The organism is Gaoshiqia hydrogeniformans, from assembly GCF_049347105.1.
GTDB lineage: Bacteria > Bacteroidota > Bacteroidia > Bacteroidales > Prolixibacteraceae > Gaoshiqia > Gaoshiqia hydrogeniformans.
This window is the reverse complement of sequence record NZ_CP186334.1, coordinates 2,434,003-2,451,645: the sequence shown is the minus strand read 5'-3', so window position 1 is coordinate 2,451,645 and position 17,643 is coordinate 2,434,003. Positions and strand designations below refer to the sequence as shown.

Below are 17,643 nucleotides of genomic sequence, written 5' to 3'. Positions count from 1 at the left end.
TATGGCAATAGAAGCTACAGATGCAAACTTCGGGGAGCTTGTCCTAAAATCTGATAAACCGGTATTGGTTGACTTTTGGGCAGAATGGTGCGGCCCGTGCCGCATGGTTGCCCCGGTTGTTGAAGAATTATCGCACGACTATGAAGGGAAACTGCTGGTCACTAAACTCGATGTCGACAGCAACCCGGATACCGCGGTGAAATTTGGTATCCGCAACATCCCGACTATCCTGTTTTTTAAAGGTGGCGAGGTGGTTGACAAACACGTGGGCGCTTCGCCAAAAGCTGCTTTGGCTGCCAAGGTCGAAGCCATCTTATAATTTTTGTTTTAAACGGAAAAAGAGGGCAGGATTCCGGTCGTGCCCTCTTTTTTGTCTTTTACTTTTTTTAGTGTGAACAACCTGTTCGACATCCGTCAGTTTCAACAGTTCGACAACCTGGAGCTGGTTGCCCGCGAGGTTGTGGAAGGATTTATCACCGGCCTGCACCGCAGCCCCTTTCACGGCTTTTCGGTTGAGTTTGCCGAACACCGGCAGTACAACCAGGGAGAATCGACCAAACACATCGACTGGAAACTTTTTGCCCGTTCCGACCGCTTGTATGTCAAACAATACGAAGAAGAAACCAACCTGCGCTGCCAACTGGTGATCGATACTTCGTCGTCGATGCTGTTTCCGTACGAGAAAGGCAAAAACCACCTGTTTAACAAGCTGGCCTTTTCGGTTTACGCTGCCGCTGCCCTCATTTACCTGATGCGTAAACAACGCGATGCCGTTGGCCTCACCCTGTTTTCTGATCAGATTGAATTTCATTCGGAAAACCGTTTGTCGTCGGTACACGCTGAGTTACTGTACGGTAAGTTGGCGGGCTTACTCGCGGCCGGCAAAGATGAGCTGCGAAAATCAACCAATACCATCGGGGTGCTGCACCAAATTGCCGAACAGGTGCATAAACGTTCGTTGATCATTCTTTTCAGCGATATGATGGACCAGGGGAAAGATGACGAGTTGTTTTCGGCGCTTCAACACCTGCGGTACAACAAGCACGAGGTGATTCTCTTCCACGTGACCGACCACCGGCAGGAGCGGGAGTTTGACTTCCTGAACCGGCCTTACCGTTTTGTTGATCTGGAAACCGGGCAACACCTGCGTTTCCGGCCGAATGAATTAAAGGAAGGTTACCGGAAAGCTGTTCGCCAATATTTTGACGACCTGAAAGTGAAATGCGGCCAGTACCGGATCGATTTGGTTGAGGCGGATATTAACCAGGACTTCAGGCAGGTGCTGATGAGCTTTCTCTTGAAACGAAAACGCTTATTTTAATCTTGTTTTTTTTCTTTCTTCCGCACCAAACGGCAACTAACCGGGTAATGATCGGAATATTCCACCTCGCCAATCGTGAAATTATACGCTTTATACACATCGCTGTGCAGGATGTAGTCGATGCGAAATGAAGGCAGTCGACCGATGTAAGTATTGCCAATGCCCGAACCCGACTGGACAAAAGCATCTTTTAAAGTACCTTTCACTTTTTGGTAGGTATACGACACCGGCGTATCGTTGAAATCGCCGCAAACAATAACGGGGTAGGGAGACTGGTCAATCTGCCCGCGTAACTGGTCAACCTGGTTTGCCCGTTTAATAAAAGCCTGTTTCAGTTTCGAACCAAATAAACGGACTTCTTTCAGGTTTTTTTCCTGCCGCTCAAACGAAATAGAGTCCAGATGACTGATGTCCTGAGGCGTAAACCGGTAACTTTGCAGGTGGCAGTTAAAAATCCGCAGGGTATCGTCGCCGGTAACAATATCGGTAAAAATGAACATATTACCGGTCCCCTCAAATTGAACTTCACCTTTGTGGATAATCGGAAAAACCGAGAAGGTTACCGGCCCACCCGACCGGTCGGCATGGACGTAACGGGGAAGTCCCGTACGCTCCATTTTTTCTTTAAAGTTTTTCAGGTTTTTACTTCCCAGGTGGCTCATCTCCTGAATACAAATGATATCGGCGTTTTTTGTTTCCAGGAAATCAAAAATTTTCCCGGAGATATCCTTTCGCGAGCTCTGTTGATCCAGTCCTTCGAACTGCTTGACATTGTAACTGAAAAATTCGATCCCCTCTTCGGTAGTTTCGCGAGGCAGCAATTGAAAATAATTTTGCAAATGTTTGTAACCCAGCAAAATAACCGCAAGCGAAAGGATGGCCTTTTTGCTCGATCCCAACAACCAGAAAAGAATAAACAGAATATTGATAAATAAGATATACGGATAAGCCAAACTGACCAGGGCCGGCATCCAAAACCTGGCCGGGCTGATATAAACCGAAGCATAAACAACCAGCAAGGCAAAAACAGCAAGCAAATTAAAAAGTATAATGATTGTTTTTAAGAATTTCTTCATCTGTTTATATTTACAGCGTTCCGGGCATTTTCAGGTGTAGGCGACGCTCCGGCTGCTGGTTTAAAATTGGCTTAAGCTGTAACAAATATAGAAAACCGTCGTGATTGGCCAATTTCGGGAAGCCCTAAAATCTGCCGGATCAACATAAATTAACCTTGAGGGGAGGTATTGTACAGCTCAGCGGCAACCATCCGGTTCTTCCCGTTCAGGTCTTTTTTTAACCGAACGTTTTCAAAACCATTTGACTGAAGCAACCGGACGCATTCGTTTCCAAAGGCCTCATTAATCTCCCAATAAATTCTACCCCCTTTCTTCAATCTTTTTTTTCCAAACTCAACCAAGGCTGAATAAAATTTCAGCGGATCGTCATCCGGGACAAAAAGAGCGGTGTGCGGTTCGTAAGCAATCACATTGGGTTGCATCTGCCGCTTTTCGTTCCAGGTGACGTAAGGCGGGTTACTGACCAGGATATCCGGCAAGGGCATCGCGGCCGGCACCACCGGGTTTAAAATATCCATGTGAACAAAGTGAACGGCAACCTGGTTCAGCCGGGCATTCTTTTCTGCAACCGCCAGGGCTTTTTCGGAGATATCGCAGGCCCAGACATCTGCCGCCGGAAAATACTTTTTCAGGCTGACGGGTATGCAACCGCTTCCGGTTCCCACGTCCAGAATCACCGGATTGGAGGCAGCCGTTTCGTTCGCGATCCAGTGGACGAGCTCTTCCGTTTCGGGGCGGGGGATCAACACGTCAGCCGTTACCCGGAACGGTAAGCCGTAAAATTCAGTTTCGCCTAAAATGTACTGAACAGGTTCGTATTGCTTTAACCGGGTAACAATTTCAGCCAACCGGCGATGTTCATCCGCGCTTAACAATTCGTCCTGTTTCAGTAGTAAATCCGTGGAATTATAGTTTCGCAGCGATGAAAAGATCAACCGGATGAAACCCTCAATTTCCTGTTCCGGGTACAGGTCTTTCAATCCTTCGCGAACAGATGCAATGCCAGCTTTCATTTATTTGTATTTTGCTTAAGAAAAAGGTTCAGGATAATATCCCCAAAATTACGGATAAATCCTGCAGTTTAATCCGGAGATCCCCGGGATGATCTGCAATTCTTTTCCGGTCGATATCTGTTTTGTCCATTCTGATGCCTATCAGGCAATTTTTAAGGATTCAACGAGCGATCATGGTATGCCTGTTTTTTGAAGTTTGTTCCCTGGCCTTTTAACAGTTTTATTAGTTAAATCATGCAAATTTTCTGTACTTTTAAAAATTCGTACCTGAAATGTAAGAGACTGTTTTGAAATCATTGTCAAAATTTGTTAAGCATCAATCTTATCATTGATAATTGGACAAAGGCTGCACTTGTTTCGGTCAACCTTTCATAGTCTTTCGAGGTCCGTCGTTGAAATGAAATCCAGGCAAATGTTCTTTCAACAATCCATCTTTTAGGCAGGATTTTGAATTTGTGGGCTTCATTTCTTTTGACAATTTCGAGGGCCCAACCAAATTTTATCCTGGCTGTCTCTATTAATTCCCCCCGATAACCGCCATCGGCAAATATTTTTACGATCCCTTTTATGTATTTATTTTTAAGGATTTTAAATACAAGTTCTGCGGCCTTGCTGTCATGTGGCGTTGCTGAATGGACTACAATGGCCAGTAGTAAGCCAAGGGTATCAACAACAATGTGCCTTTTTCTGCCCTTAATCTTTTTGCCGCCATCATACCCAATCTCGTCTTGACAAACATTGACTGTTTTAACGGATTGACTGTCAATTATGCCAACAGATGGAACAGGGTTTCTGCCTTTTTGCACCCTGACCTTTTCGACAAGATAATCATGCAATTCCTCCAAAAGCCCGTTTAACTTCCACTGTCTGAAGTAATAATAAACTGTCTGCCATGGCGCAAAGTCGTTGGGGAGCATCCGCCATTGGCAACCGGATTTGGTTATGTACAAAATTGCATTCACAATTGATCGTAAACTATGTTTTCTTTTTCGCTCTTGTTCAAACAAATCTTTTATAACTTGCCACTGGTTATCGGTTAAATCACTTGGGTAAATTTTCATCGTACACTAATTTGTCGTTATTTTAGTGCAAAGAAAATCTAACCTGATATAGTTAGCTGATAACCAATTTTTTAATTATAAACACCTTGGTGTTAATTGCGCTATAATATTTTTTAAATTTAAAATCAAAACAGTCTCTAAGAAATCATGAACCTGATCGTATTTATTTTACTCAGTCTGCCAATTGCTTTGCTGATTACATTGTTCATTGGAATTGTAAAGAAAAACAAAAGACTCTGGGTGACTTCGTTGATTTTCTTTATTCTAATTTCACTGTCAGAAATGGCTTGTTTCTCGTTCACGGTTGAAACTCAGTCTGAAATCAGCCCTCCTGCTATGGAAAACCGATAGGTTGCACCTTGATCAGGGACTGTTTCAACCAACAGGAGAAATTCATTATAATACCAACTGAAAACATGAAAATCTATCTCGCCGGTTCGGGAAAGTTAGCCCTGGCCATTCTAAATTCGGGCTTGTCCCTTCCATCGGCTGACCTTTTAAAATGGGAACCGTCCGGTCAAACCTCAACTGAAAAGGCAATTATCGTTCATGCCGGATCGGGGCGACAATTACCGGAGTGTTTTGAGTTTTGTTCGAGGACAAAATCGGCACTGATTGAGCTTTCAACCGGTTTGGAAACCGAAAAGATGGATGCTGATTTTCCGCTGATTATTTGTCCAAACACCTCTATGCTCGTGTTAAAAACACTACAAATGCTGAAAGCAAGTGGCGGGTACTTCGAGCAGAATGAAATTTCCATCACCGAATCGCACCAATCAGCTAAAAGAACAGCGGCCGGAACAGCCTATGCCTTTGCTGATGCACTGCATTTTCCGACCGGTCAAATTGTATCGGTAAGAGACCCTGAAATTCAGCGAACTAAAATCGGGATCCCCGAAGCGTACCTGGACAAACACGCTTGCCACAAAATTGTCGTGAAAGACGGGACTGATGAAGTAACCATCGAGACCAGGGTACTCGGACACGAATCGTATGCAGGCGGTGTAAAAAAAATCATTGAAACGGTTCTAAAACATCCTTTGGAAAACAGAACATATACCGTATTGGAGCTGATCGGTAATCACCTGCTTTGAGCGTAAAAGTCTGCTTAAAAATTTCAGGAATGAAAACAGATAGGTAGAAAAATGGTTATTCGCTCTTTTATTTCGAAAAGACAAAAGATCACCCGCGCTTATTCTTTTCCTGGCCACATTTTGTTCCGTCACGAATCATGTGAACCGAAAGCAGAAGTGTTGCCTGGTTATTGAACCCGCTTCGGGGTTCTGTGTACGGCTTCATTCCCGTTCACTGCACTTCGTACAGGGCTATTCACATTAAAGCACCCATGTAGTTTTGAAAAGAATTTCTGTAATTTTACCCATGTTGTAAAAAGTTTTGACGAGATCAGCTTACAACTTTAACGGGAAACCGGAAGAGCGTACCTTCTTTTAACTTATTTTAGCCGGACACTACTGATAATGAAATGAACAAGCAAGGTAGAAACACAAGCGCACTGATCCATTCAAACAATACCTGGAAATCATGGGGAGGCCGAAAATACGAACACCTTTTTTTCGATCTCGATAATACCCTTTGGGATTTCGACATCAATGCCCGGCAGGCCATGCAGGAAACCATCGACGGGTTAAAGCTCGGCAACCGGCTTCCCGGCTTCGACCGCTTTTATCATTTTTATGAAGAGCTGAACAGCCGTTTGTGGGAAGCTTACCGGAAACAGGAAATCCGCAAACCCGAACTGATCAGGAAAAGGTTTGCCGACAGCCTGGCCCATTTCGGAATCCCGGATATCGATCCGGTAGCCATGAACGAGCTATACCTGCAACACATGGGGCAACAAACCAAACTGGTGGACGGGGCGCGCGAAACCTTGACTTATCTGAAAAAGCAGCGCTATCAGATGCACATCATCACCAATGGGTTTAAAGAGGTACAACTTCAGAAAATTCAGACCTGCAGACTGGCGCCCTTCTTTAACGGTATATTCATTTCTGAAGAAGTTCAGGCCCCCAAACCCGACAAACATATTTTTAAACATGCGCTGATGTGCAGCAACGCGAAAAAAAGTAAAAGCCTGATGATTGGAGACTCCTGGGAAACCGATATCCTGGGGGCAAAACAAGTTGGAATTGACCAAGTGTATTTTCAAAAAAACAATAAAAAAATCATCGACCCCCTTATTTTTCCAGACACCAACAACGAAAACAACCATAAATACTCCAAACACCCTATTCAAAAAACACAGATCATTGAAAATTTATCTGATCTTTTGAGGTTTTTATGATTTCTTAATATTGGAGTTGGCGCAGGTACAAATTGCTGTTATAAAACAACATATCCAGCTTTTTCGATGTATGCTGAAAACCAATATCTTGCAAAATTATGACATATGTCATGTTCTGGCAAAGTGATTTCTTTTTATCCATATTTCAGGATACATTTTAATTTTTATATTTGCATTGATTAAGGTTTTTTAACAAAGCTTTATTCTTTGTAACAAATCGAAACAAAAAGTTTCGTGATCGAAAAAACGCATTTATTGAAGCCATGTGTTTGGGGGAATACATGATGGAAATAAAACGTTAAAAAGGGGGGATTTATCTATTGATTTTACTGTCCTTATTATTATTTAAGAATTGATGCTGTTTAATTTTTAAAATTATTTCTATGAAAAGAATCGCATTCTTACTTGCAATTTTTGCAATTGGGTTGCAGTCCGTATTGGCGCAAACCAGAGAAATTTCAGGTACGGTCACTTCCGCCGACGACGGAAGTTCCATTCCGGGAGTTTCTGTATCAGTAAAAGGTACCACGTTGGGTACCATTACCGACCTCGACGGGAGGTATATACTCAAAGTACCGCAGGATGCCAGTACCCTGGTATTCTCGTTCGTGGGCATGCAAACCCAGGAGGTCGCTATAACAGGCAACATCATAAATGCCTCGTTAGCCTCTGATGTCGTTGGAATTAATGAGGTAGTTGTAACGGCCTTGGGGATCAGCCGTTCTAAAAAATCGCTCGGCTATGCATCACAGGGAGTTAGCAGTGAGGATCTTACCGCTGCAAATGCCACCAACCCATTATCTTCTCTGTCAGGAAAAGTTGCAGGCTTGCAGATTGCCGGTCAAAACTTTTCAGGATCGAAAAATATACTGATTCGTGGTGCAAGCTCTTTCAGCCAAAATAACCAACCCTTGTTTGTTGTTGATGGGGTCCCGGTAAGTAACGAAAACTTCAATACGACGGAGACACAAAGAGGAGGTGGCGGCTACGACTACGGTTCAATGACTAATGACCTGAACTCGTACGATATTGCCAGTGTGGAAGTACTGAAAGGTAGTGCTGCTTCCGCTCTATATGGGAGCCGCGGACAAAACGGGGTCATCATGATTACTACGAAATCAGGGAAAGCCGGTAAAAAATCATTTAATGTCGAAATCAACTCAGGTATTAATTTCGAACAGGTAGCCATCCTGCCCAAACAACAGAAATCTTATGGTGGTGGCTACGGCAACTTTACTACCACGACTATCGGGGGAAACCAATACCTGATTCCCGCTTATGCCGTTGACGAAAGCTGGGGCCCAAAATACGAAGGACAACAAGTTCTTCATTGGTGGGGAATTGCCGACTACGAACAAGGTATCACTTCAACTCCGGAAACGGCACCTTGGGTTTCGCCTAAAAGTGACGTGAAATCGTTCTACGAAACAGGTATTACCTATCAAAACTCACTGAATATAATTACGACCAGTGAGACCTCATCTTTGCGTGTGGGCTATACAAATGTTGACATGACCGGTATTGTTCCCAATTCTCAGGAGCAAAAACATAACTTCAACATCAATGGACAATCATCTTTATTCGACGACATCATTGAAGTGGATGCCAATTTAAATGTAGTTCGTACTGATACCAAAGGTCGTCCTCAATTTGGATATGGTGACAACTCTCAGTCGCAAAAATTTTTCCAATGGGGTCAACGACAGTTGGATTTTGACAAACTGAAAACATACATTAACCCGGATGGTACCCAACGGACCTGGAACCGGACTTCGTTAACAAATCCAACACCAAAGTACTCCGACAATCCATACTGGACTGCTTATAGGAACTACCAGGATGACGACCGCACACGTGTATTCGGGAAAGCAGGAATTAAAGCCAACATCACCGATTATCTGAGTGCATCTGGTAACTTCTATTACGACACCTATACGTTTAATCAACGGGAACGCGTAGCCAAGGGATCACAGGCCCTGTCCAGCTACCTGCAAATCAACCGCCAGGCAACTGAAACCAACCTGGAAGGCAAACTGGAATTCAATAAAACGTTTGAAGAGTTTAGCATACTGGCTATGCTTGGAGGAAATACGCGTAAAGAAGACTACTCCCGGTTCCAGGGCGAAACTAACGGTGGACTGGTTGTTGATGGACTTTACAATTTGAACAATTCGGCTAACCTCCCACTACTTGATGATTTTAAACGCGAATTAAAGGTAAACAGTTGGTTTGCATCAGTTAGCGTTGGTTACAAAGACATCCTTTACATTGACGGAACTTTCCGTAAAGATTATGACTCAACACTTCCGGCAGGAGAAAATACCTACTCCTATCCTTCGGTTTCTGCCAGCTTTTTGGCCTCCGAATTACTGGAGATCAGCTGGATGGACAATCTTAAAATCCGCGCCAACTATGGAGAAACAGGTAACGGAACAAGTGCTTATCAAGTTTACAACGTTTATGCTATCAGCGATCCATTCAATGGTAATCCGCAATTCACCAATGATGTACGCTTGAAAAACCAAAACCTGAAACCGGAATTAACCAGTGAGATTGAGTTTGGGTTAGAGGGTGGATTCTATAAAAATCGCCTTGGATTTGATTTCAGCTATTACACACGCGATACCGAGAACCAAATCGTTCCGATAGAAGTTAGTGGCGCCGGTGGTTATACATCACGTGTAATTAACGCGGGCAAGATCAACAACAAAGGGGTTGAAGTATTGCTTTACGGAACTCCGGTGAAACTTAAAGATTTCTCCTGGAATATTACCCTGAACTATGCAAAAAACAAAAACAAAGTCATGAGTCTGCCGGAAGGGTTGGATAAAATCCAGCTGGCAAGTGCTCCTTTCGGCGGAGCTTATATCAATGCCGTTGAAGGCGCTACCTTTCAGGAAGTGTATGCTTACGATTTTGTTTATGACGATAAAGGAAATAAGGTCGTCGACGAAGAAGGAATGTATATTACTTCAGGAGAGCTAACTTCTGTGGGGTCCGTTCTGCCAGACTACACTGCAGGAATCCTTAATGCTTTTAAGTATAAAAACTTTGACTTCAGCGCCTTAATTGATATATCCAAAGGGGGGAAATATTACTCACTGACACACATGTGGTCAATGTATTCGGGTATGGCTGCAGAAACAGCACGTCCCACCTCAGGAGGAAATACCATTCGCGAAGATGGGATTATACTGGAAGGTGTTACAGAAAGTGGTGCCGTTAATACTACCGCTCTGGCTGCTGAAGATTGGGGTGCATACCATTATCATGGTTACGGCACACCGAGTGCAACCAGCATTTTTGATGCCTCGTATGTTAAACTTCGGGAAATTACCGTAGGGTATACCTTCCCTAAGTTTACCGATATCGTTCAATCTGTACGTCTTTCACTGTACGGTCGCAACCTGGCCACATGGGGATTGGACAACAAAGGCATTGACCCGGAAACAGTTGTGGGTGGTTCAGGAAACATTCAGGGGCTGGAAGGCGGTATTGTACCTGCAGCACGCTCCTTTGGCTTTAACCTGAAAATTAATTTCTAATCATTAATAAGAAAAGATATGAAGACATTAAAATATATCGCATTACTTATTGTAGGTGTCTCCCTATTTTCATGCGATGTGGATTATTACAGTGATCCAAATCAACCCGAAATAGCACCTACTTACGGTATTATGAACCGTGTGCAAAAAAGATTTATGGATTACACGCGCGACGAATGGGTCTCCGGGCGTCAGTCATTGCTATGGGTCCAATACTGGAACCAGGTAAACTATACTGAAGAAGATCGTTTCCAGTACCGCGAAACAGTTAACAAAAGAGGCTGGGATGATCTTTACAAAAATGCCCAGGATTTACACGACCTCATTGCTTTGAATACCGATGAAGCAACTAAAGGCGATATGGCCCAGTACGGTCCAAACGTTAATCAAATTGCTGCAGCCCGCATCATGCTGGTTTTCGTGTACCTGAATGCCGTTGAGTTGTGGGGAGATGTACCTTATTCATCTTATGGAAACGACGACCCCTCATTTCAGGCGAACAAACTGAAAACCGACGGAATCGATAAGCCTGCCTATGCCAGACAAGCCGACATTTATGCCGATCTTTTAAAAGAACTGAATGAAGCACAAGCCAGCATCGAAACGTCAGAAAAAATGATCGACGGTGATAACTTTTACGGTGGAGATGCTGCTAAATGGAAAAAGTTTGCCAATTCCCTGCGTTTACGTATTGCCAACAGAGTCAAAGATGTTTACAGCGGAGCACAGGCCCATATTACTGACGCCATTGCAAAAGGTGTAATGGCCTCGAATGCCGACAATGCCGGAGTAACTTACGAAGCCAATGCTGTAAATGGAGCTCCGATGTACCGTGCTTTCGTGGTTAGCGCCCGAAACGACTTTGCTCCATCAATGCAATTTGTGGAACTGTTGCAAGGGAAACGCGGACCTTTCGGCGTCGAAGATCCCCGCCTGGATATTTTTGTTGCAGATAATGAAGATGGATATAAAGTTGGTATCCCTTTGACCGAATCAAACGGAACTGTAACAAAATTCACATTCGAATCCATGCCAGGAGCAGCTATTCTTGCTGCCGATTATACCGAATACTACATGGAATATTCGGAAGTGTGTTTTATCCTGAGCGAATTAAACAACTGGGACCAAAGCTGGTATGAAAAAGGAGTTAGAGCATCCATGGAGAAATGGGGTGTAAGCTCTGCTGATATCACCGCTTACATGGCTACACTCCCCGCTGCATCAGAAGAAACCGTTATGATGCAGAAATACATTGCGCTGTACATGCAGCCGATGGAAGCTTGGAGCGAATACCGTCGAACGGGATATCCAAACACCATTGTTCGTCCAAATACGCCCTATCAGTATACCTGGAAATATAAAAAGAATGGCGTTGAACGAGATTCTACGGTAACGTTCACCTTTTCACCCATTGGTGGGTTGACCGATGTTCCCGAAAGAAACAAATACCTGTTGAATGAAGCCAGTATTAATAATGCCAATGTCACTGCAGCTGCAAGTGCTATCGGTGGTGACAGACAAGACACCAAGCTTTGGTGGGCAAACTAAAGAACTCTCAGGAACCTACATTAGTTAACAGGAAAATGTCTAATTTCTTGTGCTAATCATAACACAAAGGCCGTCTCAAAAAATGAGGCGGCCTTTCGTTTTGAATTGATTGTCGTGTTTTGATCGGCTTAGCCAGGAACAAGTTTGGGCGTTGTTTTGCCCGGCAATGCTTTTGGAGAGCGTTTGGCGCCAATTGTAAGCGCGCATGCACCGGAAGTCAACAGAAAACAGGCAGAAGTTTAATGCTCACGAAAGGGTGAATCTCTTATCCTGATCCAGGCCGTCAGTTTAAACCAGACATGACAAAACCGCCGGTTAAAAACCGACGCACCCGGGTCCGAACTTTTTTCAGCCTGCATTGCGCTTTTTACGAACTGTTTATCCCCATAAAAGCGGATCGGCGGGTGGCGCAGTTTCAGAATCACGATGCAGCGTTTCGTCTCACACCCAACGGTTTTTGAAAACATTCCGGAAGCAAAAAGACCTGCTGAACACGCTGATGCAAACTTCTCAGTAGAAGTCAGTAAACTTCTCAGTATAAGTTTGTGAACTTCTCAGTAGAAGTTCTGTGACTTCTCAGTATAAGTTTCCGAACTTCTCAGTAGAAGTTTTTTGACTTCTCTTAACAAATTTCGAACGTTCTCTTTTCATCCTGCTGAGAACGATCTGTATCGATCCAATTTTCCCTGTAAAGGTTTTCCGGTTGAACCCCGAAAAGGCCTCAGGAGGTTTCTTTTGTTTCTCAATTAGCCGGACAACAGTGGTTTTTATACAACATTGCGGGTTAAACACCGATACCTCCGCTAAAAAAACAGGCTGTCTGAAAAGCGAATGTTCCTCACTTTCCTGACAGCCTGTATATTCAAAGCGATGCTTACAGCTTATTTCCCAAACAAATAAACCAACGACAAGGACAACAGCTTATTTTTCACTGTCATTCCGTCAATATTCGAAATGTCGTTTAACCCAAGGGTGTAATTGAGTGTCAGTTGAACCGGCATGATTTCTGCGCCCACGCCAAAATTCAGCCCGAAATCGATCCGTTTAAGCTCGTCAGCGCCACCTCCAAATTCAATATCTTCTTCTACGCCATTTTCTTCTGATTTTCCACTCAGGCCGAAACCAAAATTCGGACCGGCATGAAGGACCAGTTTCGGGCCGGTTAAATCTACCTTGTAAAGAAAATTTACCGGCACATCCAGGTAGTTCAGGCGATCCTGATACTTTTCTCCTTCGAACTCTATCTTATAGCCTTTTTGTGAGAAAACCAGCCCCGGGCTAATAAATAAAGCTTCGTTCAGCGGAAACTCGCTTACTACACCGAAATGGATACCAAACCGGTCGTCCGGTGAAAAGGTCATTCCTTCGGCCTTAAAATCGGCATTCGACAGGTTAGCGCCAAACTTTAACCCGAAATTTTGAGCGCCTGCCACCAGGCATGAACATACGATCATTGCAATCACCAATAATTTTTTCATTTGATACGGTTTTGATACGGCTTACTCTTACGATTTTCAGCGTCCTCGCCTTGTTTTATAAATGAAGACGGCTTAACAAGGAAAAACCGTCCGATGTGAAGATGGGTACAAAACCCGGTTAACAAACTTATTTTTACCGGCTTTATTATGTTGTCAACTATTTTTTGATCGTTGGTAATGCCTGAATATAATAACCGACCGGCGCACTTCTCCCACACAACAATCGCTCCGGAATCAGTTTCAACGAATTGAAACGTTCATGCGGCCTTGTTTACGTTAAAAATCAACTATGGTTTTCTCAGGTTGATTTCCCTGGCAGGCCCGTGCGCCGTTTGGTTAGCCTGACTTATAATTCAATCGGTAATCCGTAATAAAAATCAAGGATCTTGGTACGGAAAATATAGTCGTATTTGGCCTGGGCCAGGTCGCTTTGCGCCGAAGTCAGGTTATTTTTCGCCTGGTTATACTCCACCGAATTCACCATGCCCACGCTAAACTTCTCTTCGGTATAGCGAAAGGCCTCCTGCATCGATTCCACGGCTTTATTGCCGGCCATGTACTTTTTCAGAGCCGCCAGGGCATTGGTATAAGCCTGCTCAATATCTTTTCGCAACAGGTTTTTAACATTCTGCACTTCCAACTCCTTGCTCATCATCTGCAACTCGGCGTTATTAATCTGGTTGCGAACCTGCAGCTTGTTAAAAATCGGTATGCTCATGTTTAAGCCAAACCCGTAACTTTCGTTGTTCTTTTTCTGATCGCTGAACCCGGAGGGATATTTATTATTATACCAGTTTGAATAGCTGGCCCCTAAACTAAGACTGGGATAAAGCGATCCTTTGGCAATCGACAGCTGCTTTTGCGAGGCTTCAAGCTCAAAAACAGCGCTTTTCACGGCAGGCCTGATTTGAACCGCATGGCGAAAGATCTCCATCGAATTGAGCATCGTACGGTTTGCCGTAACCACGGGCAAAACGGGTTTCCCGATGGTAAACGTTTGGGTCGAAGGCAGCTCCAGCAGCTGGAACAGATTGAGGTAAGCCAACTGCTGGCGGTTTTCGGCGTTTACCAGGTTTAGTTCTTCCTGGGCATGCTGGGCTTCAATCTCGAGCAAACTGCCTTTGGCCAGGCTTCCGGCCTGCACCAGTTTTCGGGTGCGGTCAATCTGAAGTGTAGTCACCGCCATTTGATCTTTGGCTACCTGGATCAATTCGTCGGCCAGCAAAATTTCAAGATAATAAGCTGCGATGTTCAGCATCATATCGTCTTTGGCCTTTTGCAGGTCTTCGAGGGTGGCTTTCAGGTTAAATTCAGCCTGTTCGACGGAATGATTCAGGATAAAACCATTCCAAAGGGGCAGGCTTCCGTTTAAACCGGCCGAAGTGGTGTTCGAATTGAAATTGTCGTAAGTACCGTCGGCTTGCTGCGAACGGCCAAAACTAAAACTATTCGACAGGCTGCCGTTAATGCTGGGCAAACGGTTGTTTTTCGACTGCTTCAGCTCGTTGCGGTAATAATCGGTGTTCAGCTGTTGTTGCTTGATCTGGATATTATTTTCCAGCGCATAATCGATGCACTTCTGCAAATCCCAGCTTTGCGCCTGCGCATGGCCGATGGCCAGCAATACGGAAACAATTATCGTAACTGATCTTAGTTTCATCTGTTTATTTTATTTATACTGAGCTAAAATTAATCAATCGGCATGAATCAATTTCGCTTAGCCTTGTTTATTTTTATTTTCCTTCAGTTTCTTCGGATCGATTTTTTCCCCTTTTACTTTATCATCTTTGCTTAATCCTTCGATCACTTCGATGTTAATGCCGTCGGAAAGCCCGGTGGTAATCTTCCGCTTTTCGTAAGTATTTTCAAGTTCGTTCGTCAGTATTTCAACGAAAGCCGAATCATTTTCAAATCGCAGCATCCCTTCGGGAATCACCATCACACTGTCTTTTCGCTCCAATACAATATTGGCATTGGCGCTGTAGCCTGCCCGGATAAACTGGTTGTCTTTCAACGAAACATCGGCTTTAATTTCGAACTGGATGGCCCCGTTTTCTTCTTTCCCTTTGGGCGAGATATATTCCAGGATGGCTTCAAACTTATCTTTTTCAATGGCGCCGATTTCCAGTTCGATCGGCATCCCGATTTTAATTTTACCCACTTCGGTTTCGTCAACCTTCCCTTCAAAAATCATATCTTTCATATCGGCCACGGTAGCAATGGTGGTCCCGTCGTTAAAGGTATTCGACTGGATGACGGAATTCCCCACCTTGATCGGCACATCGAGCACCATGCCGTTGATGGTTGAACGGACCAGGGTATTGGTGGCTGTTTCGGCTTTTTTGGTCACCCCGTTTTTAATGAGCTCGAGGTTGTTTTCGGCTGCAGCCAGTTCTTCTTTGGCCGAATCGTAGCCAACTTTCGATTTTTTATACTCTTCGTAGGAGATGACATCCGTGTCAAACAGTTTTTGCTGGCGTTCGTAATCGATTTTAGCATCTTCGAAGTTGATTTTTGCCCGGTTCAGCCGCGATTCGGCCGTATTCAGGTTGACCATGTCGGGGATAATCTTAATCCGGGCAATCACCTGGTCTTTTGCCACAAAATCGCCGGCTTCGACGTACAGTTCATCAATAATCCCCGACACCTGGGGCTTAATTTCAATTTCGCGGCGTGGCACCACCGAACCGGTCGCCACTGTTTTTTTAATCACGTTTGAAACGACCGGCGTTTTTGTTTCAAACACATCGGGCTGCTTCTTTGACTTGGTATACAGGAAAAAAATCGTTCCTCCAAATACAGCCACGATAACGACAATTCCTAAAATTCTGAAAATCTTTTTCATCTTGTTCTGGTTTTATTTATTTCTGTTTTCTGTTTCTTTAAGCGTTCCTGAGCATCCGGCTTAATTATTCCATCACCATAAATCCTGCTATTCAACCATCAATCACCAATCATCATTCATCAATCATCAATCATCAATCCCTCTACTCGTCCCGCAAGGCATCAATGGGTTTGATATTGATCGCGCGCTGAGCCGGAATCAGACCGGCAAAAATGCCCGACACCACCAGCACCGCCAAGGCGGCAAGCGCCATGGTGAGGTTCACTTCCGGGTTGCGGAAAAAAACTTCATCGCCGGCAGCCATCAGAATCCGGTTTAAAATTTCGAGGATACCCACCCCAAGCGACAAGCCGACGTAACCGGCCATCACCGTGAGAAAAACGCTCTCGGCCACAATGTGGGTGATGATTTTTGCCGGCGTAGCTCCAATCGCCCGTTGGATGCCGATCTCCTGCGTCCGTTCTTTAATGATGACCAGCATAATGTTGCTCACCCCGATCACCCCGGCCAGGAGTGTCCCGATGCCTACAATCCAGGTGAGGCCCTGGATGCCTAAAAACAGGGCGCTAAACTTTTTGAATTCGGCTTCGATGTTGAATGAACCGATTGCCTGCAAATCGTCGGGCGAAATTTTGTGCCGTTCTTTCAGGATTCGCTGAAGTTTTTCCTGCAAATTGCTGACACTGTAGCCTTTTCGGGCAGTCACCGAAAAGAAGTGGATCACATTCCCGTAGTTATAGGCGGTTTGCATGGTGGTAAAGGGGATGATGATGGTTTCTTCTTTCCGTCCTCCGCCAATGTTGATGCGCGTTTCGGGATGAATGACCCCCACCACCTGGAAGTAAACGCCGCTGATTTTCAGGTACTGACCGATCGGGTCTTCATCTTTACTGAACATGACCTCGACCACACGCTCGCCAATGACGCATACTTTGCGCTTCTGAAGCACATCGATCTCGTTCATCAGGCGGCCTTTCACGGGTGTCCAGCCATCAATCTTAAAATAGTCGGGATAATCGCCGTAAATGTTGAAGGCGCCGGTGCGTTCGCCGCGCACCGTATTATCGCCGTTTTGTTGCCAGCCAAACAAGCGCGGCGACAGGTATTCCACTTCGCGCACATTCTGGCGGATGTATTCAATATCCTGGTTATCGTAATTCCAGCGGCGTCCGCGCTGAAATCCCTCGTGGGGGACGCTGGTGCGCTCGGTCCAGAAAAAGGCCGAGTTGGTGGCAAATGCTTTCACTCCCTCCATCACCCCGTTTTCAAGCGCACGGCCTGCCCCCGACATGATGATCAGCATGAATATTCCCCAAAACACCCCAAAGGCGGTCATAAAGCTGCGCAGTCGGTTTTGTTTCAGCGCGCTTGTTACTTCTTTCCAAAGATCAAGGTCAAACATAAAGCCTCCCCCCTTTCTTCCCGGCAGAGGGATGATTCATTCGTTTTACATT

Annotated in this window: 13 protein-coding genes; 6 read left to right on the top strand and 7 right to left on the bottom strand. The window is 44.7% G+C overall.

Going from position 1 to position 17,643, the window contains the following annotated elements; genetic code table 11:
* The first annotated feature begins 1 nt into the window (after window position 1).
* Window positions 2-319 (top strand): thioredoxin, encoded by a 318-nt coding sequence (gene trxA, locus ACOIT5_RS09780; protein ID WP_423130285.1) that lies wholly within the window; start codon window positions 2-4, stop codon window positions 317-319.
* A 72-nt stretch (window positions 320-391) separates the two neighbouring features.
* Window positions 392-1,321 carry a DUF58 domain-containing protein gene (locus ACOIT5_RS09775; RefSeq protein WP_423130284.1) on the top strand — a complete coding sequence of 310 codons (930 nt, stop codon included), beginning with the start codon at window positions 392-394 and terminating at the stop codon, window positions 1,319-1,321.
* Here the strand turns inward: ACOIT5_RS09775 and ACOIT5_RS09770 are convergent.
* From ACOIT5_RS09770 to ACOIT5_RS09760, 3 genes are all read right to left on the bottom strand, one after another.
* Window positions 1,318-2,397, bottom strand: coding sequence for an endonuclease/exonuclease/phosphatase family protein (locus ACOIT5_RS09770; protein ID WP_423130283.1), 1,080 nt, complete (start codon window positions 2,395-2,397; stop codon window positions 1,318-1,320). The two genes, ACOIT5_RS09775 and ACOIT5_RS09770, sit on opposite strands and share 4 nt — an antisense overlap.
* Window positions 2,398-2,546: 149 nt before the next feature.
* Entirely contained in the window at window positions 2,547-3,410 is an 864-nt protein-coding gene (prmC, locus tag ACOIT5_RS09765) for a peptide chain release factor N(5)-glutamine methyltransferase (RefSeq protein WP_423130281.1), read from the bottom strand.
* Between the two features lie 299 nt (window positions 3,411-3,709).
* Window positions 3,710-4,471 (bottom strand): IS5 family transposase, encoded by a 762-nt coding sequence (locus ACOIT5_RS09760; protein ID WP_423126326.1) that lies wholly within the window; start codon window positions 4,469-4,471, stop codon window positions 3,710-3,712.
* A 416-nt stretch (window positions 4,472-4,887) separates the two neighbouring features.
* Between ACOIT5_RS09760 and ACOIT5_RS09755 the strand changes: the two genes are divergently transcribed.
* The 4 genes from ACOIT5_RS09755 to ACOIT5_RS09740 all read left to right on the top strand — a co-directional run bounded on the left by ACOIT5_RS09755 (window position 4,888) and on the right by ACOIT5_RS09740 (window position 11,866).
* Window positions 4,888-5,565 carry a dihydrodipicolinate reductase C-terminal domain-containing protein gene (locus ACOIT5_RS09755; protein ID WP_423130280.1) on the top strand — a complete coding sequence of 226 codons (678 nt, stop codon included), beginning with the start codon at window positions 4,888-4,890 and terminating at the stop codon, window positions 5,563-5,565.
* Window positions 5,566-5,954: 389 nt separating this feature from the next.
* Window positions 5,955-6,773, top strand: coding sequence for a YjjG family noncanonical pyrimidine nucleotidase (locus ACOIT5_RS09750; RefSeq protein ID WP_423130279.1), 819 nt, complete (start codon window positions 5,955-5,957; stop codon window positions 6,771-6,773).
* A gap of 383 nt (window positions 6,774-7,156) precedes the next feature.
* Window positions 7,157-10,318: a SusC/RagA family TonB-linked outer membrane protein gene (locus ACOIT5_RS09745; RefSeq protein WP_423130278.1), complete on the top strand. Its 3,162-nt coding sequence runs from the start codon at window positions 7,157-7,159 to the stop codon at window positions 10,316-10,318.
* An 18-nt stretch (window positions 10,319-10,336) separates the two neighbouring features.
* Window positions 10,337-11,866, top strand: coding sequence for a SusD/RagB family nutrient-binding outer membrane lipoprotein (locus ACOIT5_RS09740; protein ID WP_423130277.1), 1,530 nt, complete (start codon window positions 10,337-10,339; stop codon window positions 11,864-11,866).
* 881 nt (window positions 11,867-12,747) lie between these two features.
* Here ACOIT5_RS09740 and ACOIT5_RS09735 read toward each other — a convergent pair.
* The 4 genes from ACOIT5_RS09735 to ACOIT5_RS09720 form a co-directional block, all read right to left on the bottom strand.
* Entirely contained in the window at window positions 12,748-13,344 is a 597-nt protein-coding gene (locus ACOIT5_RS09735) for a porin family protein (protein WP_423130276.1), read from the bottom strand.
* Between the two features lie 346 nt (window positions 13,345-13,690).
* Window positions 13,691-15,004: a TolC family protein gene (locus ACOIT5_RS09730; protein WP_423130275.1), complete on the bottom strand. Its 1,314-nt coding sequence runs from the start codon at window positions 15,002-15,004 to the stop codon at window positions 13,691-13,693.
* 57 nt (window positions 15,005-15,061) lie between these two features.
* The gene (locus tag ACOIT5_RS09725) at window positions 15,062-16,189 is read right to left on the bottom strand and encodes an efflux RND transporter periplasmic adaptor subunit (RefSeq protein WP_423130274.1); all 1,128 of its coding nucleotides are present in this window, start codon (window positions 16,187-16,189) and stop codon (window positions 15,062-15,064) included.
* Window positions 16,190-16,331: 142 nt separating this feature from the next.
* The gene (locus ACOIT5_RS09720) at window positions 16,332-17,591 is read right to left on the bottom strand and encodes an ABC transporter permease (protein WP_423130273.1); all 1,260 of its coding nucleotides are present in this window, start codon (window positions 17,589-17,591) and stop codon (window positions 16,332-16,334) included.
* Window positions 17,592-17,643: the final 52 nt, after the last annotated feature.